Annotated in this window: 16 protein-coding genes and 1 tRNA gene; 13 read left to right on the top strand and 4 right to left on the bottom strand. The window is 57.5% G+C overall.

Features of this window, described 5'->3' with window-relative positions; genetic code table 11:
* Positions 1 to 131: 131 nt before the first annotated feature.
* The 7 genes from AC5S16_RS11085 (at position 132) to AC5S16_RS11115 (ending at position 5,567) form a co-directional block, all read left to right on the top strand.
* Positions 132 to 818, top strand: a complete 687-nt coding sequence (locus AC5S16_RS11085; protein WP_493930124.1) for a CorA family divalent cation transporter — start codon at positions 132 to 134, stop codon at positions 816 to 818.
* 58 nt (positions 819 to 876) lie between these two features.
* Positions 877 to 1,257, top strand: a complete 381-nt coding sequence (locus AC5S16_RS11090; protein ID WP_493930125.1) for a bleomycin resistance protein — start codon at positions 877 to 879, stop codon at positions 1,255 to 1,257.
* Positions 1,258 to 1,350: 93 nt separating this feature from the next.
* Positions 1,351 to 1,427, top strand: a tRNA-Met gene (locus tag AC5S16_RS11095).
* Positions 1,428 to 1,480: 53 nt separating this feature from the next.
* Entirely contained in the window at positions 1,481 to 1,750 is a 270-nt protein-coding gene (locus AC5S16_RS11100; protein ID WP_493930126.1) for a hypothetical protein, read from the top strand.
* A 79-nt stretch (positions 1,751 to 1,829) separates the two neighbouring features.
* Positions 1,830 to 3,044: a S41 family peptidase gene (locus AC5S16_RS11105; protein WP_493930127.1), complete on the top strand. Its 1,215-nt coding sequence runs from the start codon at positions 1,830 to 1,832 to the stop codon at positions 3,042 to 3,044.
* A gap of 48 nt (positions 3,045 to 3,092) precedes the next feature.
* Positions 3,093 to 5,297 (top strand): penicillin-binding protein 1A, encoded by a 2,205-nt coding sequence (locus AC5S16_RS11110; protein ID WP_493930128.1) that lies wholly within the window; start codon positions 3,093 to 3,095, stop codon positions 5,295 to 5,297.
* A 36-nt stretch (positions 5,298 to 5,333) separates the two neighbouring features.
* A complete protein-coding gene (locus tag AC5S16_RS11115; protein ID WP_493930129.1) occupies positions 5,334 to 5,567 on the top strand; it encodes a glutaredoxin family protein in 234 nt (77 codons plus the stop codon).
* Positions 5,568 to 5,572: 5 nt separating this feature from the next.
* On the opposite strand, the gene AC5S16_RS11120 is transcribed toward AC5S16_RS11115, so the two are convergent.
* On the bottom strand, positions 5,573 to 7,684 hold the full coding sequence (locus AC5S16_RS11120; RefSeq protein WP_493930130.1) for a thioredoxin domain-containing protein: 2,112 nt from the start codon (positions 7,682 to 7,684) through the stop codon (positions 5,573 to 5,575).
* A gap of 18 nt (positions 7,685 to 7,702) precedes the next feature.
* A complete protein-coding gene (locus AC5S16_RS11125) occupies positions 7,703 to 8,707 on the bottom strand; it encodes a M20/M25/M40 family metallo-hydrolase (RefSeq protein WP_493930131.1) in 1,005 nt (334 codons plus the stop codon).
* Between the two features lie 27 nt (positions 8,708 to 8,734).
* On the opposite strand from AC5S16_RS11125, the gene AC5S16_RS11130 reads away from it, so the two are divergent.
* Entirely contained in the window at positions 8,735 to 9,415 is a 681-nt protein-coding gene (locus tag AC5S16_RS11130) for an alpha/beta hydrolase (RefSeq protein WP_493930132.1), read from the top strand.
* The gene (locus tag AC5S16_RS11135) at positions 9,412 to 10,788 is read left to right on the top strand and encodes a glycerate kinase type-2 family protein (RefSeq protein WP_493930133.1); all 1,377 of its coding nucleotides are present in this window, start codon (positions 9,412 to 9,414) and stop codon (positions 10,786 to 10,788) included. The genes AC5S16_RS11130 and AC5S16_RS11135 overlap by 4 nt, the downstream gene beginning before the upstream one ends.
* A gap of 237 nt (positions 10,789 to 11,025) precedes the next feature.
* On the opposite strand, the gene AC5S16_RS11140 is transcribed toward AC5S16_RS11135, so the two are convergent.
* Entirely contained in the window at positions 11,026 to 11,934 is a 909-nt protein-coding gene (locus tag AC5S16_RS11140) for an alpha/beta fold hydrolase (RefSeq protein WP_493930134.1), read from the bottom strand.
* 385 nt (positions 11,935 to 12,319) lie between these two features.
* Between AC5S16_RS11140 and AC5S16_RS11145 the strand changes: the two genes are divergently transcribed.
* The 4 genes from AC5S16_RS11145 (at position 12,320) to AC5S16_RS11160 (ending at position 18,385) form a co-directional block, all read left to right on the top strand.
* On the top strand, positions 12,320 to 15,148 hold the full coding sequence (locus tag AC5S16_RS11145; RefSeq protein ID WP_493930135.1) for an ATP-binding protein: 2,829 nt from the start codon (positions 12,320 to 12,322) through the stop codon (positions 15,146 to 15,148).
* Positions 15,141 to 16,577, top strand: coding sequence for a sigma-54-dependent transcriptional regulator (locus AC5S16_RS11150; RefSeq protein WP_493930136.1), 1,437 nt, complete (start codon positions 15,141 to 15,143; stop codon positions 16,575 to 16,577). Before AC5S16_RS11145 ends, AC5S16_RS11150 begins: the two co-directional genes overlap by 8 nt.
* A gap of 187 nt (positions 16,578 to 16,764) precedes the next feature.
* Positions 16,765 to 17,544, top strand: coding sequence for an MlaE family ABC transporter permease (locus AC5S16_RS11155; RefSeq protein ID WP_493930137.1), 780 nt, complete (start codon positions 16,765 to 16,767; stop codon positions 17,542 to 17,544).
* 7 nt (positions 17,545 to 17,551) lie between these two features.
* Positions 17,552 to 18,385: an ABC transporter ATP-binding protein gene (locus tag AC5S16_RS11160; RefSeq protein ID WP_493930138.1), complete on the top strand. Its 834-nt coding sequence runs from the start codon at positions 17,552 to 17,554 to the stop codon at positions 18,383 to 18,385.
* 12 nt (positions 18,386 to 18,397) lie between these two features.
* Here AC5S16_RS11160 and AC5S16_RS11165 read toward each other — a convergent pair whose 3' ends face one another.
* The gene (locus tag AC5S16_RS11165; RefSeq protein ID WP_493930139.1) at positions 18,398 to 19,594 is read right to left on the bottom strand and encodes a tetratricopeptide repeat protein; all 1,197 of its coding nucleotides are present in this window, start codon (positions 19,592 to 19,594) and stop codon (positions 18,398 to 18,400) included.
* Between the last annotated feature and the right edge of the window lie 77 nt (positions 19,595 to 19,671).

The following is a 19,671-nucleotide window of genomic DNA, read 5'->3' on the forward strand; positions in this document are numbered from 1 at the left end:
CCACGGCCTCGACGACGAGCATAGATACAGAAAAATAACGTCAGAAACAAGTGCAAAAAAACTTCAAACTGGGCCCCTCGCACCGCAAGGGAGTTGTAACGGATGTTCCGGTACACTCACTGGTTCATCGGATGTTCCGCACCAAGAACTTTATTATCGCGATTATTGCTTTGTTCTACCGGGCCAGCCTGCTGGCGTTTGCCAAAGAGTCGGCTCTGGTTTCCCGTCAGCTTTTCCCGGTGTTTTCCGGAAGGGCGGTGCGTCATCGTCACATTCAGCTCGCCACTCAGTTAATGGCCGACTTCCACTATTTCAATAACTATTGGTTTCACGTCGAACCGACTACCAAAGACGAGGAACTCGAGCGCTTTGTGTTGTTGTGCGATGCGTATCAGCTTGGCACCGCAAAAGCAAAACTCGAAGACCAGATCGATAAACTTTCCGGCTACATCGATCGACTTTATGCGCTGCGCAATAACGACGCCGTAAACCGGCTCGCCATGATGAGCGTGATCCTGGGCGTCGGCGCTTTAATCACCGGCTATTTCGGCATGAATATTCCACACCTGGCAACACTGTTGCAGAACGGTGTGATCTCGATGTGGTCACTTTTGCTGACTTCGTTGATGGCGGCAGCTTCTCTATGGTTTATCGTCTACATCGTGGCTTCAAACTGGCTGGATTACCGGGCCAGCATCATGCCCCACCGTTATCGAAAACCGCTCACGCGAGCCAGCCTTCGAAAGCTGCATCGTTACGACAACGGGGACATACAAATGCCGCAAGACAGTCCCGATGCTCAGAACCAGCAGGCGTAAGAATAACCAGGAGTTAAACCGCTGTTCTACACTGTGCATTGATGAGGTCAACAACCCCATGACTTTTCCCGCTGCTGTCCCGGAAATCCCGTCATCTGACGTCGACAAATCCGCAGCCTATTATGTCAATGCGCTGGGCTTCACCCTCGATTGGGGAGACAACAAAGGCGGCATTGCAGGTATCTCCAGGGGGAATTGCAGGTTATTTCTTACCAATCGCTCCTTCCGGGAGTCCTACGGAAACACAGGCCCCGTTCTTTTCTGGCTGAATCTCGACAACAAGGCCCAGGTGGACGAACTCTTCGCGCAGTGGAAGGCCGCGCAAGCGAAGATACTGTCCGAGCCCGAGGACAAACCATGGAAGTTGCGCGAGTTTATGGCCGCCGATCCCGATGGCAACCTCATTCGTGTCTTCTATGATTTCCATCACGACATATAAGGGAACGACAGACGTGGTTTGACCGGCTGGGGCATCGCCCGTATCATAAGAAATAGCTGCTTTTTGTGCGGCTTCCCTCCTTTTTTGAGACCAGGCGGCGTAGCTCAGATGGTTAGAGCGTGGGATTCATAACCCCAAGGTCGGTGGTTCGATCCCACCCGCCGCCACCAGTAGCGTTCCCTTTCAAAACTTTTAGGATAATATTCGGCAGACGCAGAATATTATGACCACTCCACCAAAGCACTACATCGCCTATGGCGGCCTGCACGATGCGCCGGAGCCTGATTTTTCTGAAGTTTATGACTCAAAAGAAGAAGCCGTGGAGCGGCTGGCGAAATCTTTCCAGTTCGAAGAAGCGACGCGCCAGACTCTGCTCAAGCGCGGGTATGCCAAGCTGATCCGAAAGCACTATAAGATTGACTACTGTGTGGTGAAAGCGTGCTCCTGCGCCGAGCCTGCCACGCATAAGCTTGAAAAATCACCGAGACCATAGCCCCTCGCCGAAAATGAGCGTCTAACCATAAGCTGGAGTATCATGGACGTTATCAGCTCCCGGCTGTCTGAGTGGATTCATGTCTAAAAGTTTCAAGCGCGCAGTTCTCGGAATTTCCGTCCTTCTTATTGCGGTTGTCTTTCTTGGCGGCTTTGGGCTGAACGGCGTGCGCGCGGGCTCGCAGAGCGACGGCGCTTACCGCCAGATGGGCGTTTACGAAGAGGTTCTACACAAAATCCAGAGTGATTATGTCTCGGAGCCGAACCTCACCAACGTGACCACGGGCGCGCTTCATGGGCTGCTCGAGTCCCTGGACTCTGATTCGAGCTACCTGACTCCCGCCGAATACACCACTTACAAGACGCATACCAGCGAGCATGCAACGGCGCAGGTTGGCCTGAATGTTTCAAAGCGCGGCGGCTACGCGACGGTTATTTCGGTCATGCCGGGAAGCCCGGCTGAACACGAACAGATTCAGGATGGAGACATCATAGTCGCCATCGGAGACCAGGCAACCCGGGAGATGTCGCTGGCCATGGTTCAGCTGCTGCTGGAAGGCAAGCCGGGAACGCAGGTAACCTTCTCACTGGTGCGCCCCAGCCGCGGCAAGTACGATCCGGACAAGATTACGCTGACGCGCTCGGTCATCGGCACTCCTTCGCTGGGCGAACAGCAGTATGAAAACTCGAGCATTCTCTACCTCAAGCCCGTTGTGCTGACGAAAGAGCGCGTCGACGAGATTGAGAGCCATCTGAAGGCTATGCAGAAGAACGGCAACAAGAAAGTGTTGCTGGACCTGCGCGATGTGGCCTCGGGTGACGAGCAGCAGGCAGTGCGGCTGTCGAACGCCTTCCTGAAGACGGGCACGATTGCCATGCTGGAAGGCCAGAAGGTCAGCAAGGAGACTTTCTCCGCCGATCCAAGCAAGTTCATCACCGCTTCCCCGCTGGCTGTTCTGGTCAACCGCGGGACATCGGGCCCGGGCGAGCTGGTTGCGGCTGCGATTCTCGACAACAAGCGCGGCGATGTTGTGGGCGACCGCACCTTTGGCGAAGGCAGCGTGCAGAAGACGATTGAGCTGCCCGACGGCGCGGCCCTGATCCTTTCTGTTGCGAAATACGAATCTCCTTCGGGCAAGAAAATCCAGGACGAAGCGGTAACACCGAATGTCGTGGTTGCATCCCGTGGCGATCAGGATGTGCCGGAAGATGAAGCTGCAACTCCCAAGCCGGAAACACATACCGACGACCAGTTGAACAAAGCACTTGATTTGCTGAAACAGAAGAACGTCTAGGGACCCCAGGCAACTCGGCGCCGGGCCCTCTCTATCTGGACATAATTGTTGAACGAACGCGCTCAAGTTACGTCTGGCGCCTTTCGCCCCGGTGCGGGGCGGCGCAAAGTGGCCGGCGGTGTCGCGCTGGCTGTACTGCTTCTGCTCGCAGCGGCAGTCGGCTCGCTCAGCGGGCTCATGCTGGTCTATACGGTCAATCTGCCGCAGATTGAGGACCTTGAGCGCTATCGCCCCAATACCATCACGGAGCTCTACGACACGCATGGGCGCGTCTTTGGCTCATTTGCGCTCGAGCGCCGCATTCCTGTGAACTATGATGGTCTCTCGCCGTTGCTGCGTGAGGCTGTCGTTTCGATCGAAGACAAGAACTTCGAGAGCCACTGGGGCGTGAACGTCTTCCGCGTGTTGGGAGCGGCGTATCACGACCTCACTTCAAAGACGCGCGCGCAGGGCGCCTCGACGCTGACGATGCAGCTGGCGCGGAACCTGTTCCTTAACAATGAACGGACCTTCGGGCGCAAGCTGCAGGAGGTGCTGCTCTCGATCCAGATGGAGCGCGCGCTGACCAAGCAGCAGATCTTTACGCTCTACGGGAACCAGATCTACCTGGGGCATGGCGTCTACGGCTTTGAAGCAGGCTCGCAGTACTACTTCAGCAAGCATGCCAATGACCTGACGCTTCCTGAAGCAGCGCTGCTGGCTGGCCTTCCCAAGGGACCGGTCGAATACTCGCCGGTGCTCAATCCGGACAAAGCCTTCCGCCGGCGCAACATGGTCATCAACGCAATGCTTGAGGACGGCAAGATCACCGCGGCCCAGGCCAACGTGGCGCGCTCAGCTCCGCTGGGGCTGCATATTCAACCGCCGCCGAACTCTGTCGCTCCATGGTTTGTGGAGGAGGTGCGGCGCGAACTGGAGCACAAGTTTGGGCCCGACCAGGTGCATGAAGACGGGTTGAAGGTTTACACCACGCTCGATCTTGACCTGCAGCAGGTGGCGAACCGTGCGGTGCTCGACGGCATGGTTGCCTATGAGCGAAGGCACGGATGGCGCGGGCGGCTGCTCAACGTCATCTCGGGCGGAGTGGGCATGGAAGGCTTCAAGCATCCGGACTGGATTGTTCCACCGCAGGCTGGAGATTATGTGCATGCGCTTGTGACCGGCGTGCTGCCGTACCAGGTGACGGCGCGCTTTGGAAACCGCGAGCTGGTGCTCGGCCCGGAAGACTGGGCGTGGACCGGATTCAAGACGGGCGATGCTTTCCTCAAGCAGGGCGACATCATCTATGTTCACCTGCGGCAGCCTGACGGCAATGTATTGCGCGGCACGCTTGAGGAAGATTCAGGCCCGCAGGGATCGCTGCTGGCTATGGACAACGCCACGGGCGATGTTCTGGCCATGGTCGGCGGACGCGACTTCAACATGTCGCAGTTCAACCGCGCAACGCAGGCAGAGCGGCAGACAGGATCGTCGTTCAAACCCTATGTATACACGGCTGCGGTCGAAGCCGGGGCCAATCCTGAAGAGAAGATTCTCGACGCGCCGACTTCCTTCGGCAATTACACGCCGCATAACTACGAGGGCAATTATCTCGGCAACATCACGCTGCTGAAGGCATTCGCTGATTCACGCAATATTCCAGCGATCAAGCTGGCGGAGCGCGTGGGCATGCGCAAGGTGATCGATACAGCGCACAACTTCGGCATCACGACCAACATCCCCGCGTATCTTCCCGTGGCGCTCGGCTCAGTCGAGGCAACGCTGGAGCAACAGGTGGCGGCTTACTCTGCCTTCCCGAACGACGGTATCCGCATCGCTCCGCGTCTGGTGCGGCGTGTGACCACAGCGGATGGCGTTCCGCTGATGGAGGACAAGCCCGACGTGAACGAAGCAACCAGCGCCAAGGTAGCGCGGACGATGATGGTCTTTCTGCGCGAAGTAACGCACAGTGGAACAGCCGCTGCGGCTGCTGCGCTGAATCATCCGCTCGGCGGTAAGACAGGCACGACCAGCGACTATACCGATGCCTGGTTCGTCGGCTTCTCGCCTTCGACGACCTGCGGCGTGTGGGTTGGCTATGACAGCCGCGAGTCTCTCGGCGACAAGGAAACTGGAGCCAAGGCCGCCCTGCCGATCTGGATGGACTTTATGCGGGCTGCGATCACCGGCAAGGATGGTGAAGCATTCCCCAGTGACCTGCCCGGTCAACGGCCACCGATGCGCATTGCTGCAGCAGTGCGTGCGGCACATTGAATCCCGTACTTCTGCCGCGGCATCTAACTATTTGCTATGTCTCAGAAGCGTGTCATTCTCTACAGCCAGCCGGGATGCCCTCCCTGCTATGCTGCCAAGCATTTCTTTTCTACCCACGAGATTCCGTTCGAGTACAAGGACGTGACCACGGATCCGGCGGCGCTGCGCGAGCTGGTTGCGCTGAACAGCCGCTCGACGCCGACCATCGTTGTCGATGACGAGGTCATGATCGGCTTCGATATGGACCGGCTGGAAGAAATCTTCAGGTAAGTTTTCTAGACGCCACTCAGTTCCCTGAGCAATTCCTCCGGCTCGCTTGTCGGAGGCTGGCAGGCATTCCCCTGGCACACCGTTGCGAAACTGGTCTGTGAATGAAGCTGCGGCAGGGCGGGCAGTGTTTCTGCCAGGACGGGCGGCAGGTTTTCGGCAGTCACCTGATCGCACTGCAATGCGATCACGGATTTGTTCACTGCATAACGGGCCGTCGCCATCGTCGCCAGATGCTGTGCCTGTTCATCATTGCCAATGATGACAGCCTGCACCGGAGGCAACAGCAGCCTCACCAGAGCAAGTCCATAAGTTCCTGCGAACAGGCCAAAATGTTCCACTATGCCGCCAAAATGCTCCAGAGTGTCTTCGGCCTTCTCGCGGAAATCCTGTCGCCCGCTTAATGCTTCGAGGCGGAGAAGTGCGGAAGCAGCCGCGGGATTTCCGGCAGGCGTAGGCGTATCCTGCAGCGGTTTGCGGCGCGCGGTTAATGCGCCCAGCACCTCGCCTTTCGGTTTTTCGGTATCGAAAAATCCGCCGCCTTCCTTGTCATAAAACCGCTCGATTACCGCTTCTCCCAATTCGATCGCAGTGCTGTAATAGCGCATCTCACCGGTCGACTGCCATGCGTCAACACAGGCATGAATCAGAGACGCGTAGTCATCGAGGACTCCGGCAACGCGCTGCCTGGAAGCCTGCCCATCGGCATAGGCAATCACATGCGCCAGGCCGTCTTCCCTGCTCCAGCCTTCGCGGAGAATCCGGTCGAGCGTCTTGAGCGCAAAGCTCCGTACTGACGGCAACTGCAATACCTGTGTTGCTTCCAGATAGGAAGAAACGGCAAGCGCATTCCAGCTTGTGTAGACGGTCTTGTCGACAAACGGCGTAGGCCGTTTGAGGCGCTCGGCGTAGAGCTTCTTCTTCGCGGATGCAAGATCGCGCTCGACCTCCTTCACATCGCGCGAGAGTTTCTGCGCAATTTCATGGAGCGAATACTTAACATGCAGCACATTCTTTTTAGGATTGTGGTGCATGTCGCCCATCTCGCCGATATCGAAATAGAGAGCAGCTGCGGCCATCTCTTCATCGGTTAAAACAGCGGCGGCTTCTTCTGGCGTCCAGGTAAAGTAATCGCCGTCATCATCAAGCGAAATATCAGCGTCCTGCGATGCATAGAAGCCGCCGTGCTCGCGGTCGGTGAGCCATTCGTCCATCCAGCGCATGATGTCTTTGGCGACGCGGGCAAACTGCGGATCGACAAATGTCTGAAAGGCGTGCACGTAGTTCTTCAGCAGCTCCGCATTGTCATAGAGCATCTTTTCAAAGTGCGGAACGACCCAGCGCTCGTCGACCGAGTAGCGATGGAAGCCTCCGGCAAGATGGTCGTAGATTCCGCCGGCAGCCATCTTTTCGAGCGTGACTACTGCAGCCTGCTTTGCCGCCTCATTGCCGGTGCGCGCGGCTACGTCTATCAGCAGATCCATGGCCGCCGGATGCGGGAACTTCGGCTGCGAGCCGAATCCACCATAGCGCTGATCGAACTGACGCAGCGCGCTGGCAATAAGTTTGTCTACTAAGTCGAGGCTCAGGCTCCCAGAGCGGCCGGAAAAGCTTTCGCCATGCTCAATGGCTGCGATCACACTGCCTGCGGTTTCCAATGCTTCATCGCGCTTCGTCTTCCATACATCGGAGAGAGCGCGCAGAACGCGCTCGAATCCGGGCCGGCCGTAGCGTTCGTCGCGCGGAAAGTATGTTCCGCCGAAGAAGGGCCTTCCATCGGGGGTGAGGATTGCGGTCAGCGGCCACCCGCCCTGTCCGCTCATGGCGGAAACAGCAGCCTGATAGCGACTGTCCACATCAGGGCGCTCGTCGCGGTCTACCTTGACGGCGATGTAGTGGTCGTTGATAACCTCGGCCAGTGACGGATCTTCATAAGACTCGCGATCCATGACATGGCACCAGTGGCACCACACCGCGCCTATGTCCAGCAGAACAGGCTTGTCTTCCTTCGCAGCCAGAGCAAAGGCTTCCGGCGACCACTCATGCCATTTCACCGGCTGGTGCATGGCAGAACGCAGGTAAGAGGACGCGGCGTGTTCGAGCGAGTTGAGTTGGCTCATCTCTCGCAGTGTATCGCTTTAGCTGACGAGGCGTTTTGCGACTTCCGTATACAAGTCCACGGCTTCGAAGAGCTCGCGCTTCGCAAGCTTTTCATGCGGCGTGTGCGCCACATGAATGGAACCCGGCCCGAGCAGCAATGGCTCGCCCCAGTTGGTCAGCGCGGGAATATCGGTAGTGAAAGCGGCGACCATGGTCGGCAAGCCATCGAGCGAGCGCAGGCGCATGAAGGGAATCTCCAATACGAAGTCGACATCGACAAGGTCGGCTGCCGCATCGAGAATTGCTTTTCGCGTCTCATCGGATGGTCCAACCAGCCGCACCATGACCTGAGCCTCTGCATGGTCTGCGATGACGTTCGGCGCGCGGCCGCCTTCGATCAGGCCGATGTTCATCGTACTGGGGCCAACGCCTTCCGTGACCGGCAGCTTGATTTCGAGGATACGGTCCAGTGCCTCGATAAGCTTGTGAATCGCGCTCTCGCCCAGTTCAGGATACGCCGAGTGCGCCATCTTCCCTTTCGCTTTCACAACTGCGCGCAGTGTTCCCTTGGACGCAAGCGCGAGGCGATTATCCGTGGGCTCGCCATTGATGAGAAAACGGCTGCCCTTCGGCTGCTCGTTCGCCACCTTTGCGCCATAGGAATCGCGCTCTTCGCCTACGACAAACAGCATGCCGACTTTTACGCCAGAGTCGCGCAGCCGCTCGGCGGCCGCAATCTGGGCCGCGATGATTCCCTTGGCGTCGCATGCGCCGCGCCCATAAATGAACTCTTCGTCTTCGCTGCTTGTGATGAAAGGCGGCACCGTGTCCATGTGGGTCGAGAGCACGACGTCCGGCATCTGCCCATTTTTGCCCGCATACACGTTAAAGCGCGCGCCATTCTCTTCGACAGGCATGCGCTCGACAGCAAAATCCCGCTCCTGAAGAAAATCGGCGAGGAATGCACCAACCGCGCCTTCATTAAATGTGATCGACTCGATATCGATCAGCCGTCTCGTCAGCTGTACAGGGTCAAATGTCATCCTGTCTGAAGCATACAATGAGAGACGATGACAACGATTCACCCCGGCGCCGCTGCGCTGCGGACCATTGATGATTTGAGCGGCCCTGCCGGCAAATTGGAAGCTTTACTCAACGCCGGCGCAGCGAATGCTCCGTATGCTGCGCTGGTTTGCCACCCCCATCCGCTGGGCGGCGGCACGATGCACAACAAGGTTGTGTATCACGCGATGAAGGCGCTGCAGTCCCTCGGATTGCCGGTGCTGCGCTTCAATTTTCGCGGAACAGGATTGAGCGAAGGCGCGCATGATAATGGACATGGCGAGCAGGACGATATCCGCGCCGCGCTCGACTGGCTGAAACGTGAATTCAATCTGCCGGTTCTGTTTGCAGGATTTTCTTTCGGCGCTGCCATGGGTCTGCGCGCCTGCTGCGGCGATGAGCGGGTGAAGGGCCTGATCGCCCTTGGGCTTCCCACGCACGCTGAAGGACGCGACTATCGTTACAGCTTTCTCGGTTCCTGCACGCAGCCGAAGCTCTTTATCAGCGGCACTCGCGACCAGTACGGCCCGCAGGCGCAGCTTGAGACTGTCTTCCAGTCTGCTGCGCAGCCGGCAGAAATTGTCTGGGTGGACGGCGCAGAACACTTCTTCGTGGGTAAACTGGACGAGGTGCAGGCCGCCATCCGCAATTGGGTGCAGGCACACTTTGTTCCCCCCAAAGTCTCATGAGCCTAGAAACAGGTACCACGCTCGACGACCTCCATTCCGCAGCAGAAAACATTTTTCGCCACGCACTGGATGCCTGCGATGTCGGCAAGGCATTTGACCGGCACCTGCATTTTGATGGAACAACGCTCGTCCGTCATCCATCCACTGTAGTCGAACCTGTATCGATCCCTCTCGACAAATACAAGAAGGTCTTCGTCATCTCTTTCGGCAAGGCAGCATTGACGATGCTCGACGCCCTGCTCGAACGGCTGCCAAAGAAGATCCAGCTGCGAGGGGTCTGCTCTGCTCCTGAGATGCCGAAGAAGCGCAACTGGCGCATCCGCTACTTTACCGGCGGACATCCGCTGCCGAACAAAGACTCATTCGCGGCAGCCGAAACAGCACTCAAGCTGCTCAAGCGCGCGCGCAAGGATACATTTGTCTTCTTCCTCATCAGCGGCGGAGGCTCGGCGATGTTCGAGATGCCGCGCGACCGCAACATCTCGCTCGAAGACACCATCGCCTTTCACGAAACGCTGGTTGCCTCCGGCGCTACGATTACCGAGATCAACACCGTCCGCAAATATTTTTCCGCGGTCAAAGGCGGGCGTCTGGCGCTTGCTGCTCCTGAAGCAGAGAAGCTGTCGCTGCTTCTGGCCGATGTTCCTCTGAAGGACCTGGGCTCGGTTGCGTCATCGCCCACTCTTCCGGACCAGTCCACACCGGAGCGCTGCCGCGAGGTCCTTGCGAAATATCATCTGCTCGAAAAATTTCCGTCAGCAGTGCGGGAGTACTTTGAATCGCTTCCGCCTGAGGTAGCTGCAGAAATCCGCAGCGCCACGGCCGATGAGGCATTCCAGCACACGCAGTTCGATACGCTGCTCTCCAACCATGATTTCGTCAATGCGGCGCGGGACTGCGCCCAGGAACTTGGCTTCCGAGTATTTATCGACAACACCTGCGACGACTGGGATTATGCCGATGCTTCGCGTTACCTCCTCAAGCGCTTTCATGAACTGCGCGCGGAGCATCCACGCCTCTGCCTGCTTTCGAGCGGCGAAGTCACGGTTGAGCTGAGTCCGGAACCGGGGTGCGGCGGGCGCAATCAGCAGTTTGCGCTGGCAGCCGCTTTTGAGCTGGTGAAGCATGAAGGCCAGCCCATGGTTGTGCTGAGCGCCGGGTCGGACGGCATCGACGGCAACAGCCCTGCCGCGGGCGCGATTGCCGACACGACGACCATCTCCAGGGCGCGCGCGTACCGCTTCGATCCGGAAGGAAATCTTTCGCGCTTCGACACTTGCCCGCTTTTCACTGCGCTGGGCGACACCATCGTCACCGGGCCAACGGGCAACAATCTCCGCGATCTGCGGATTCTGCTTTCCGTCAATTCCTGAGCTGAAGGCTTCTGACAGAGGATTGCTTCTCTTGCTATGCTGATTGCGTCAGTTTTTTCTTCTGAAGGAGACGCACCTTGGCTCTGTTTGCTATCGCCAGCTTTGTGACTATCTTTATCGTCGGAATTCTCTGGGCAAGCCGCAAGGCGGACGACACGCACTGAGAACCTCAGGGGTTGAAGCCCACTGAATTCGTTGGTGCAATCGTGAGGGCTAAAGCCCTCGCCTGTTTCACAACTAAGACCGTACGAGCTGCAGGCCTTTGTGCACGCTGCTGCCGCGCTCTTTGCGCAGGAAATCATTGACCGCCTCGGCAAAGGCGTCCGGCGCTTCTTCATACGGCAGGTGGCCTACCCCCTGCAGCATGGCCATTTCAGCGTGGGTCAGAACCTTCTGCAGCATGCGCCCGGAAGTAAGGCTCACGGCGCGGTCGCACGTTCCCCACACCAGCAGTGTCGGCACATTGCGGATCGCGTGCAGAGCGCGCTCCAAAGCACGCATATCGTTGAACCAGCGGTTCAGGATGTCGAGCACATGGTCGACTGTTCCGGGCACGCGCAGCGAACGCATATACATCTCGCGCACTTCATCGCGGATGAGCTGGCAGTTGCCGTACATGCGGCCCAGTGCGAACTCCTGTAGCTTCTCCGGCATATTGGGCACAAACTGAGCGAACCACTGCCCCAGCGGTGAGCGATAGAAATGCAGCAGCGGATCGGCCAGGTTTGAGTAGGGATTTGCCGGAGCATGCAGCACCAGGCTGCGCACGCGTTCCGGATGACGCGCAGCCAGCATCATGGCAATCGCTCCGCCATGGGATGTGCCTACAACGTCAGTCTGGTCGATTTCGGCCTCATCCATGAATTTCACCAGGCGGTCGGCCTGTGCGGCCAGGCCTGCATTCAGGCCAGGCACACGCTCAGAGCGCCCGATGCCGAGAGTGTCAATTGCATAGACCGATGACTCGTCGCCGAGCCAGGACAGGCTGGGGAGCCAGGCTTCCGCCGCGCCCAGTAACCCATGCAGGAGAAGGAGAGACGGCCCATTTCCCGCTACCAGGCAATGCATCCGGTGGCCGTCGACCCAGATATCTTTTTCCTCAGGCTGTGGCCCATCCGCCAGCAGCATCCAACTTGCCAATGCCATTTCTGCCTCAACTCAAGAATCTGCTGTGGCGAGCTGGAAGCCGCCCCAAAGATAAATTAACAAAATATTAACTCTATGTTGGACAAAAATTCTCAAGGAAAAGATGCTTCTTTTCCTGTATTTGTCTTGTGGATTCCCTGTGGGAAAAATACTTTGTAAAAATCAGCGCTAGAGCATTCTATGATTTTTCATAGATCGCATCTGAAAAAGTTCAGTTTTTATGGGCTAAGTTCCAGATTACGAATGATTTTGATTCCTCGCTAAATTCAATATCTCTACCAAAATCAACGTTATACTAGGAAGCGTCAGGGGCGTTCACTCAATGGCAACCGGTTTGCATTGGTAACGTTGCACCCGTCTCTTTTGAAGACAAGCATTGCATCGCATGGAAAGGTCGCTCCAAACCCGGCTTACTGTTCTTCTGCTGGCCTTCTTTACGGTTGCTGCTGTCGTCTTTGCGGTCTTCAATTTCATCCAGGAAAATAATTACACTCTGCCCACCGATGGAGTCTGGTGGGTGGAAACCCAGGGTGGACTGGAAGCCAAACACGTCTTCAAGGACAGTCCAGGAGAGCGGGCCGGAATCAAAACCGGCGATATTCTCATTCTCGCCAACGATAAGCCTCTGCCACGTTCCGCTTCGCTGGCGAGGGAAATGTTCCTCACCGGGCCGTTCGGCACGATCAATTACACGATTGAACGCTCAGGCGTAAAGCTTTCCAATGTCCAGGTCTATCTGAACGTAAAGGATCGCAGCATCAATCAGGGATTCCGCCTGATTGCGCTGGTTTATCTGGGCATCGGTTTCTACGTGCTTTTCCGCCGCTGGACAGCGCCGCACGCGATGCACTTCTACATCTTCTGCCTCGCGTCGTTCGTCCTGTATGCATTCAAGTACACCGGCAAGCTCAACACATTCGACGAGATCGTCAACTGGAGCAATATTTGCGCCATTGCCCTGCAGCCTGCGCTCTTTCTCCATTTTGCCCAGGCTTTCGCAGAAGGACGCCGCAATCAGCGCTGGCTGACGACCCTCATCTACCTGCCAGCGTGTCTGCTGGTGGGACTACAGGTGGTTGCGATCACACAGTGGTCAGCAACCGAGATTCTGCAGCACCGGCTGGATCAGCTCGGCACCGGCTATCTCGCGTTCTACTATGTGCTGGCCGCCGCGGTCTTTTTTGCCAAGTATCACCGTGAAGACCAGCCGCTGCGCCGCCAGCAGCTGAAGTGGCTCACGCGCGGCACGGTGGTCGCGATTGTCCCCTTCACGCTGCTTTATGCCATTCCCTTCATGGCGGACTGGACAGTTCCTGATCTGCTGACCAAGATCGCGGCCATCTCGCTGCTCTTTCTGCCGCTGACCTTCAGCTGGGCCATCATCCGCTACCGGCTGATGGACACCGATCTCATCTTCAAGCGCGGCGTTACCTACACACTGGCGACGGCGACTCTGGTCGGCCTCTATTTCGCCGTGGTTGCGGTTGCAGCGGAGATTGTCCACACGAACCTGCCCAGCGCCGGCGTCTGGGGGCTGATTGCGGCCATCATCATCACTGCGCAGCTCTTCGATCCTCTGAAGCGCGCCATTCAGGAGCGCGTCGACCGCGTCTTTGACCGCAAGCGCTATGACTACCGCGACACGCTGATCGAGTTTGGACGCGGCCTCAGCTCGCAGACCGATCTGAAAGCCCTGCTCAGCTCGATTGTCGAAGGCCTGCCGCACACGCTCCTGGTAGCGCGTGTTGCCGTTCTGCTTGCCGAGAAGCCCGGACAGTACCGCCTCGCGGAAGGTCACGGAATCCCGCAGTCAACGCTCGACGGCAGCGAACAGCTCGACTTCCGCTTCCTGGACTTCGATCAGCCGGATGCGGGATCGCACATCTTTCTAGAAAATCCGCAGCAGGCCCTGCATCTGACCGAGAGCGAGCGCCGCACGGCCGAGCTGCTCGACCTGAACTACTACCTGCCTTGTCGCCTGCAGAACCGCACTATTGCCGTGATCGGACTGGGCCGCACCACGGACGGCGATTTCCTTTCGAGCGAAGACATGGAGCTGCTCGAATCGCTGGCCGGCTACATCGGCATCGCCATCCAGAATGCCCGCCTTTATCAGAGCCTCGAGCAGAAAATCACCGAGTACGAGCGCCTCAAGGAATTCAACGAGAACATCGTCGAATCGATCAACGTCGGCATCCTGGCTGTCGATCTCGAAGAGCACATCGAGAGCTGGAATGCGCAGATGGAAGTGTTGTGCGCGCTGCCCCGTCGCGAGGCCCTGGGCAAGCATCTCTCAGAAGTCTTCCCCGCTGCATTCATGGAGGAGTTCCATCACGTCAAGGACGAGCCGGGCGTTCACAACCTCTATAAGTTCCGGCTGGAGATGCGCGAAGGCGAAACCCGCACGGCAAACATCGCCATTGCGCCGCTTGTCTCGCGCAGCTTTGAAACCGTGGGGCGCATCATCCTGATCGATGACATCACCGAGCGCACAGATCTCGAAGCGCAGCTGAGCCAGTCAGAAAAACTTTCGTCCATCGGCCTGCTCGCTGCCGGCGTCGCGCACGAAGTCAATACGCCGCTGGCCGTCATCTCCTCTTATACGCAGATGCTCTCCAAACAGCTGCGTGGAGATGAGCGGCTTTCTCCGCTGCTGGAAAAGATCACGTCGCAGACTTTCCGCGCTTCGGAGATTGTCAACAACCTGCTCAACTTCTCACGCACCAGCAGCACGGAGTTCCGCGAGACCGACCTGAATGCCATCATCCGCGAAACTCTCACGCTGCTTGAGCATCAATTCAAGACAGCACAGGTCGAAGCCGTGGTTACGCTTGATCCCGGTCTGCCGCCGATTCTCGGCAATGCAGGCAAGCTGCAGCAGGTGTTCCTGAATCTGTTTCTCAATGCGAAAGACGCCATGACCGACGGCGGCACGCTGCGCATTTCTACAGAAATGAACGGCCATGTGTCGGTTTCGATCGCCGACAGCGGCGCCGGTATTGCGCCCGAGCATCTGCAGCGCATTTACGATCCATTCTTCACCACGAAGACTGCGCCCAGGCAGGGCCAGCGCCGCGGCACCGGACTGGGCCTTGCTGTCACCTACGGCATCATCCAGGAGCACGCCGGAAAAATCCACGTTGAAAGCCAGGTTGGTTCCGGCACAACGTTCTTTCTTGAATTCCCCATGTTAAGGAAACATGCGCATGTCTGAAGGCATCCTCGCAGTACCGGCCTCTACCACTTCATCTCACACAGAGCCTGCGCACCGCATCCTGATCATCGATGATGAAGCTGCTATCCGCGAATCGCTGGAGACGTTGTTGACGCTGGAAGGCTATGTTGTCGACACCGCACCGGAAGGAGAATCGGGACTCGATCGCCTTGGCCGCGCTTCTTATGATCTGGTTCTGCTCGATCTCGCGCTCCCTGGTAAAAACGGCCTCGAAATACTGCCGCTCATCCGCCAGCAGTATCCTGAGCTGCCGGTCATCATGATCACTGCGTACGGCACAGTCGACAATGTTGTCGAAGCCATCCGCACCGGAGCGCAGAACTTCATCCAGAAGCCCTGGGACAATGAAAAGCTTCTCGCCGACATCCGCTCGGCCATTGCGCGCTATCGCGCTGAAGAAGAAAACGTCCAGTTAAAACGCGCTCTCAAGCAGCGCTATAACTTCGAGAACATCGTCGGCAAGAGCGAGCCGATGCTGCGCATCTTCGATCTGGTGGCGCAGGTTGCGCCCAGCCGCTCCACGGTGCTGATTCAGGGTGAGAGCGGAACAGGCAAAGAGCTGATTGCGAAAGCGCTGCACGCGAACTCGCCGCGGCGCGACAAGCCATTCGTCGCCGTCAACACTGGTGCCATGCCCTCAGAGCTGCTTGAATCAACGCTCTTCGGCCACGTGAAAGGCGCTTTCACTTCAGCCATCGCAACCAAGAAAGGCCTCTTTGAAGTTGCGAATGGAGGCACGCTCTTCCTCGATGAAATTGCCACCATGGGCATCGACACCCAGGCCAAAATCCTGCGCGTACTGCAGGACCGCCGCTTCATGCAGCTCGGCGGCGTGCAGGAGATCCAGGTGGACGTGCGCATCATCGCCGCCACCAATGTCGATCTGCGCCAGGCAGTGCGTGAAGGCAAGTTCCGCGAAGACCTTTACTATCGGCTGAACGTCATCACTATCGATCTGCCGCCGCTGCGAAGCCGCCGCGAAGACATTCCACTGCTGGCAACACACTTCCTCAAGCGCTTCTCCGACGAGAATAACCTGCAGCTGCGTTTGCTCTCTCCGGATGCCATACGCGCGCTCATCGATTACGACTGGCCGGGAAATGTGCGCGAGTTGGAGAACATCATCGAGCGCGGCGTGGTGCTCTCCTCAGGCCAGACGATCGGCTCCGATCTGCTGCCCGGCCACCTGACGGGGCGCAATTACTCCACCAGCCTGCTGGAACACAATCCCAACGCATCGCTCTTCGACATCATCGAAGACGTGGAGCGGCGCATCATCATCGACAAGCTGGAACGCTGCAACTGGAACCAGACAGATGCCGCCGAACAATTCCGCATTCCGCTCTCCACGCTCAACCAGAAGATCAAGCGGTTGAATATCGAGATCAGGAAACGGGTGAAGGAGTAGCGTACAGCGCTCAGCGTGCAGGGCACGGAGGTACAGCTGCCAAAATTGCCATCCAGATTCTGAATGGAGTGAAGAAGAAGAGCCTGCTTTTCACTGGGCCCCTGCAAACCTGTACGCTGCACCCTGAGCGCTGTACGCTGTGTTAATCTTCACTTTGTAAGCCGGATCATAGCGAATGAACGGAACAATGCCACTAGCCACGCTGGATCGAGCTGCAAAGAAAGGCGTCAGCGCAGTCCAGCAATATGCACTGCTTTCGGGCCGCGCTCTCGGCAATCTTTTCCGCCGCCCTTTCTATGGCGCGGATCTCGTCACGCAGGCAGACATTATTGGCGTGGGCTCGATTCCCATCGTCATCCTTACCGGATTTTTCACCGGCGGCGTGCTCGCGCTGCAGTCCGCGTCAACGCTCGCGCAGTTCGGAGCAGCAGCCGTCACCGGCCAGCTTGTCAGCTTCTCGATGATCAAGGAGCTCGGGCCGGTGCTGACCAGCCTCATGGTCTCCGGACGCAATGCTTCGGGCATGGCCAGCGAGCTGGGCTCCATGATGGTGACCGAGCAGATTGACGCCATGCGCGCTCTCGGTACCGATCCGCTCAAGAAACTGGTGATGCCGCGCATCGTATCCACCGTCATCATGCTCTTTTTCCTGACGATCATCTCCGACGCGATCGGTATTCTTGGCGGAGGAGCTGTTTCGGTCTTCATGCTTGGGCAGGATGGTTCACAGTACTTCCACACTACATACCAGTCCCTGCGATATGCCGATATCCTTCAGGGGCTGATCAAACCGATTTTCTTTGGCTTTATCATCGCTACCATCGGATGCTATTACGGCATGACCACCCGCGGCGGCACGCAAGGTGTAGGCCGCTCGACTACCCAGGCAGTGGTTGTCTCATCGGTGCTTATCATTGCCTGTGATTTTGTCATCAGCCGGTTCATGATCGGCATCTTTGGCAGATGAGGCACAGATGAGCCAGGCCGCACTTGCTCCTGCAATGGAACAGCGCCCGCCGGACGAGCCGGTAATCATTTTTGAGAATGTTTCCATTGGCTTTGAAGGCAAGGAAGTGCTCAAGGACATCTCCTTCATCGTCAAACCCGGCGAGACGCGTATTCTTCTCGGGCCCGCGGGCGTGGGCAAAAGCGTTCTTCTGAAACTGGCAGACGGCCTCTTCAAGCCTGATAAAGGCCGCATCTTCGTCTTCGGCGAAGAAGTCAGCAGCATGCGCGAAAAAGATTTGTACGCATTGCGCTCACGCATCGGGATCGTCTTCCAGGAAAGCGCGCTCTTCGATTCGCTCACCGTGCGTGACAACGTCGCCTACCGGCTTATGGAAGAGCAGGTGCCTGATGACGAAATCACGCGCCGTGTAACCGAAGCGTTGCGATTCGTCGAGCTCGAGCACACGCTGGCTAAATTCCCTTCCGAGCTCTCCGGAGGCATGCGGCGACGCGTCGCCATTGCGCGCGCCATCGTGAGCCAGCCTGATCTTCTGCTCTACGATTCGCCAACAGGCGGCCTTGATCCCATTACCTCAACCACCATTATTCAGCTGGTGGTCAAGCAGCGCGATGTCTACCGCACCAGTTCCCTGCTGGTGACACACCGCCTGCAGGACGCCTTCCTGCTGGCTTCACACCGCTTCAATCAGGAAACCAACGAGATGGAACCTCTGCCGGAAGGACAATCTGATCCGCAGACCAGCTTCCTGGTCCTGAATGAAGGACGGCTCGCCTTCGATGGCTCAACACACGACCTCGTGCACTCAGACGATCCATTTCTGAAAGAGTACCTGTCCTGACGAGACAAGTTTCTACTTCGGAAGATCAGCGTCCTCAGGCTGCTTCTCACCTGTGTTGACGCGCATGTCATGAAAGATGCCCCGCAGCTTCTCTTTCATGTCCTTGTACTTTCTGTAGTCATCCAGCTCTTTCTTCGCCGCTTCCGTTTTTCCCTGCTGGCGATAGATCGTGCTCAGGCGATAGTGAGCAACATAGTCTGACGGATCAATCTCGACTGCGCGTTCAAGCTGCTGCTGCGCCTTATCGCGGTCATCCATCAGGAGCAGTGTTTTCGCGAACTCCGTGCGCGCGTCTCCATCATTGGGCTGCAGTTCCACTGCGCGCGACTCGTGCTGATACGCTGACTTCGTGTCTCCGCGCTTCGCGGCGATCTCACCCAGCATCAATTCAGATTTTTCATCATTCGGATTTTGCGCGAGTGCCGCTTTGAATTCTCCCTCGGCTGCATTGCGCTGGTCTTCTTCCTGAGAGCTGTTGAGCAAATCCCCAAGCTCGTAATGGATTCCAGGAAGTGTGGAATCAATCTTGATCGCTTCACGATAGTTGGCAATTGCCGCAGCTTCATCGCCATGACGCGCCAGCTCACGCGCCATGATCTGGTGCATCTGCGCGCTGTGCGGCGCAGCCAGCGCCATGGTGATCATGGCCTTGCCTGCAAGATCGGAATAGATGCGATATCCGTCATAAAGCAGAGTTGTATCCGTCGGCTGCGAAGCCAGCAAAGCGGATACGGTTGCCGCCGCCTTTTCGAGATCGCCAGTTGCAGTGTAGTTATCGATAAGAATCTTGCCTACTTCGATCTTGAACTTCTCTTCTTCAAGATGAGGAAAAGCCGCTTCAAGATCGGCGCGGCTGGCGCTCAAATCCTTCAATCGTGTTTCGGCAAGGCCGAGCAACCCCTGAATCTTCCAGAGGCCGGGCTGCAGTTTGACCGCAGTGCGCAGATGCGGGACAGCTCCGGCAGCATCACCGCGAAAAAAAAGCAGCACGCCAAGATTCGCCTGGGCATCGACATTTTCGGGCTCAAGCTCAACCAGCGCCTGCAGCTCGGGGATCGCGAGATCGGGACGCTGCTGCCTCAAATACTGCTGCGCCATCTGCGAGTGCTGGTTGATCTGGTCTTGCCGGCTCGCCGCTGTCTGACAAAGAGCAGAAGGGACAGACGGCGCCAGAAAAATCAAGGTAAACAACACAGCTTTGGCGGACATAACACTCACATCATACCGGGGGTTCACAAGAAAAAGGACGGCGTGGTTGCGCCGTCCTTTCGGTTGCAGCAGGCAAA

The organism is Acidobacterium sp. FHG110202_01, assembly GCF_059115305.1.

Bases quoted from the DNA above. Each gene is read 5' to 3' on its own strand.
- AC5S16_RS11155 (WP_493930137.1), top strand. From the start codon at position 16,765: ATGCCACTAGCCACGCTGGATCGAGCTGCAAAGAAAGGCGTCAGCGCA.
- AC5S16_RS11115 (WP_493930129.1), top strand. From the start codon at position 5,334: ATGTCTCAGAAGCGTGTCATTCTCTACAGCCAGCCGGGATGCCCTCCC.
- AC5S16_RS11165 (WP_493930139.1), bottom strand. From the start codon at position 19,594: ATGTCCGCCAAAGCTGTGTTGTTTACCTTGATTTTTCTGGCGCCGTCT.
- AC5S16_RS11140 (WP_493930134.1), bottom strand. From the start codon at position 11,934: ATGGCATTGGCAAGTTGGATGCTGCTGGCGGATGGGCCACAGCCTGAG.
- AC5S16_RS11105 (WP_493930127.1), top strand. From the start codon at position 1,830: ATGTCTAAAAGTTTCAAGCGCGCAGTTCTCGGAATTTCCGTCCTTCTT.
- AC5S16_RS11145 (WP_493930135.1), top strand. From the start codon at position 12,320: ATGGAAAGGTCGCTCCAAACCCGGCTTACTGTTCTTCTGCTGGCCTTC.
- AC5S16_RS11160 (WP_493930138.1), top strand. From the start codon at position 17,552: ATGAGCCAGGCCGCACTTGCTCCTGCAATGGAACAGCGCCCGCCGGAC.
- AC5S16_RS11150 (WP_493930136.1), top strand. From the start codon at position 15,141: ATGTCTGAAGGCATCCTCGCAGTACCGGCCTCTACCACTTCATCTCAC.
- AC5S16_RS11120 (WP_493930130.1), bottom strand. From the start codon at position 7,684: ATGAGCCAACTCAACTCGCTCGAACACGCCGCGTCCTCTTACCTGCGT.
- AC5S16_RS11135 (WP_493930133.1), top strand. From the start codon at position 9,412: ATGAGCCTAGAAACAGGTACCACGCTCGACGACCTCCATTCCGCAGCA.
- AC5S16_RS11100 (WP_493930126.1), top strand. From the start codon at position 1,481: ATGACCACTCCACCAAAGCACTACATCGCCTATGGCGGCCTGCACGAT.
- AC5S16_RS11090 (WP_493930125.1), top strand. From the start codon at position 877: ATGACTTTTCCCGCTGCTGTCCCGGAAATCCCGTCATCTGACGTCGAC.
- AC5S16_RS11130 (WP_493930132.1), top strand. From the start codon at position 8,735: ATGACAACGATTCACCCCGGCGCCGCTGCGCTGCGGACCATTGATGAT.
- AC5S16_RS11125 (WP_493930131.1), bottom strand. From the start codon at position 8,707: ATGACATTTGACCCTGTACAGCTGACGAGACGGCTGATCGATATCGAG.
- AC5S16_RS11085 (WP_493930124.1), top strand. From the start codon at position 132: ATGTTCCGCACCAAGAACTTTATTATCGCGATTATTGCTTTGTTCTAC.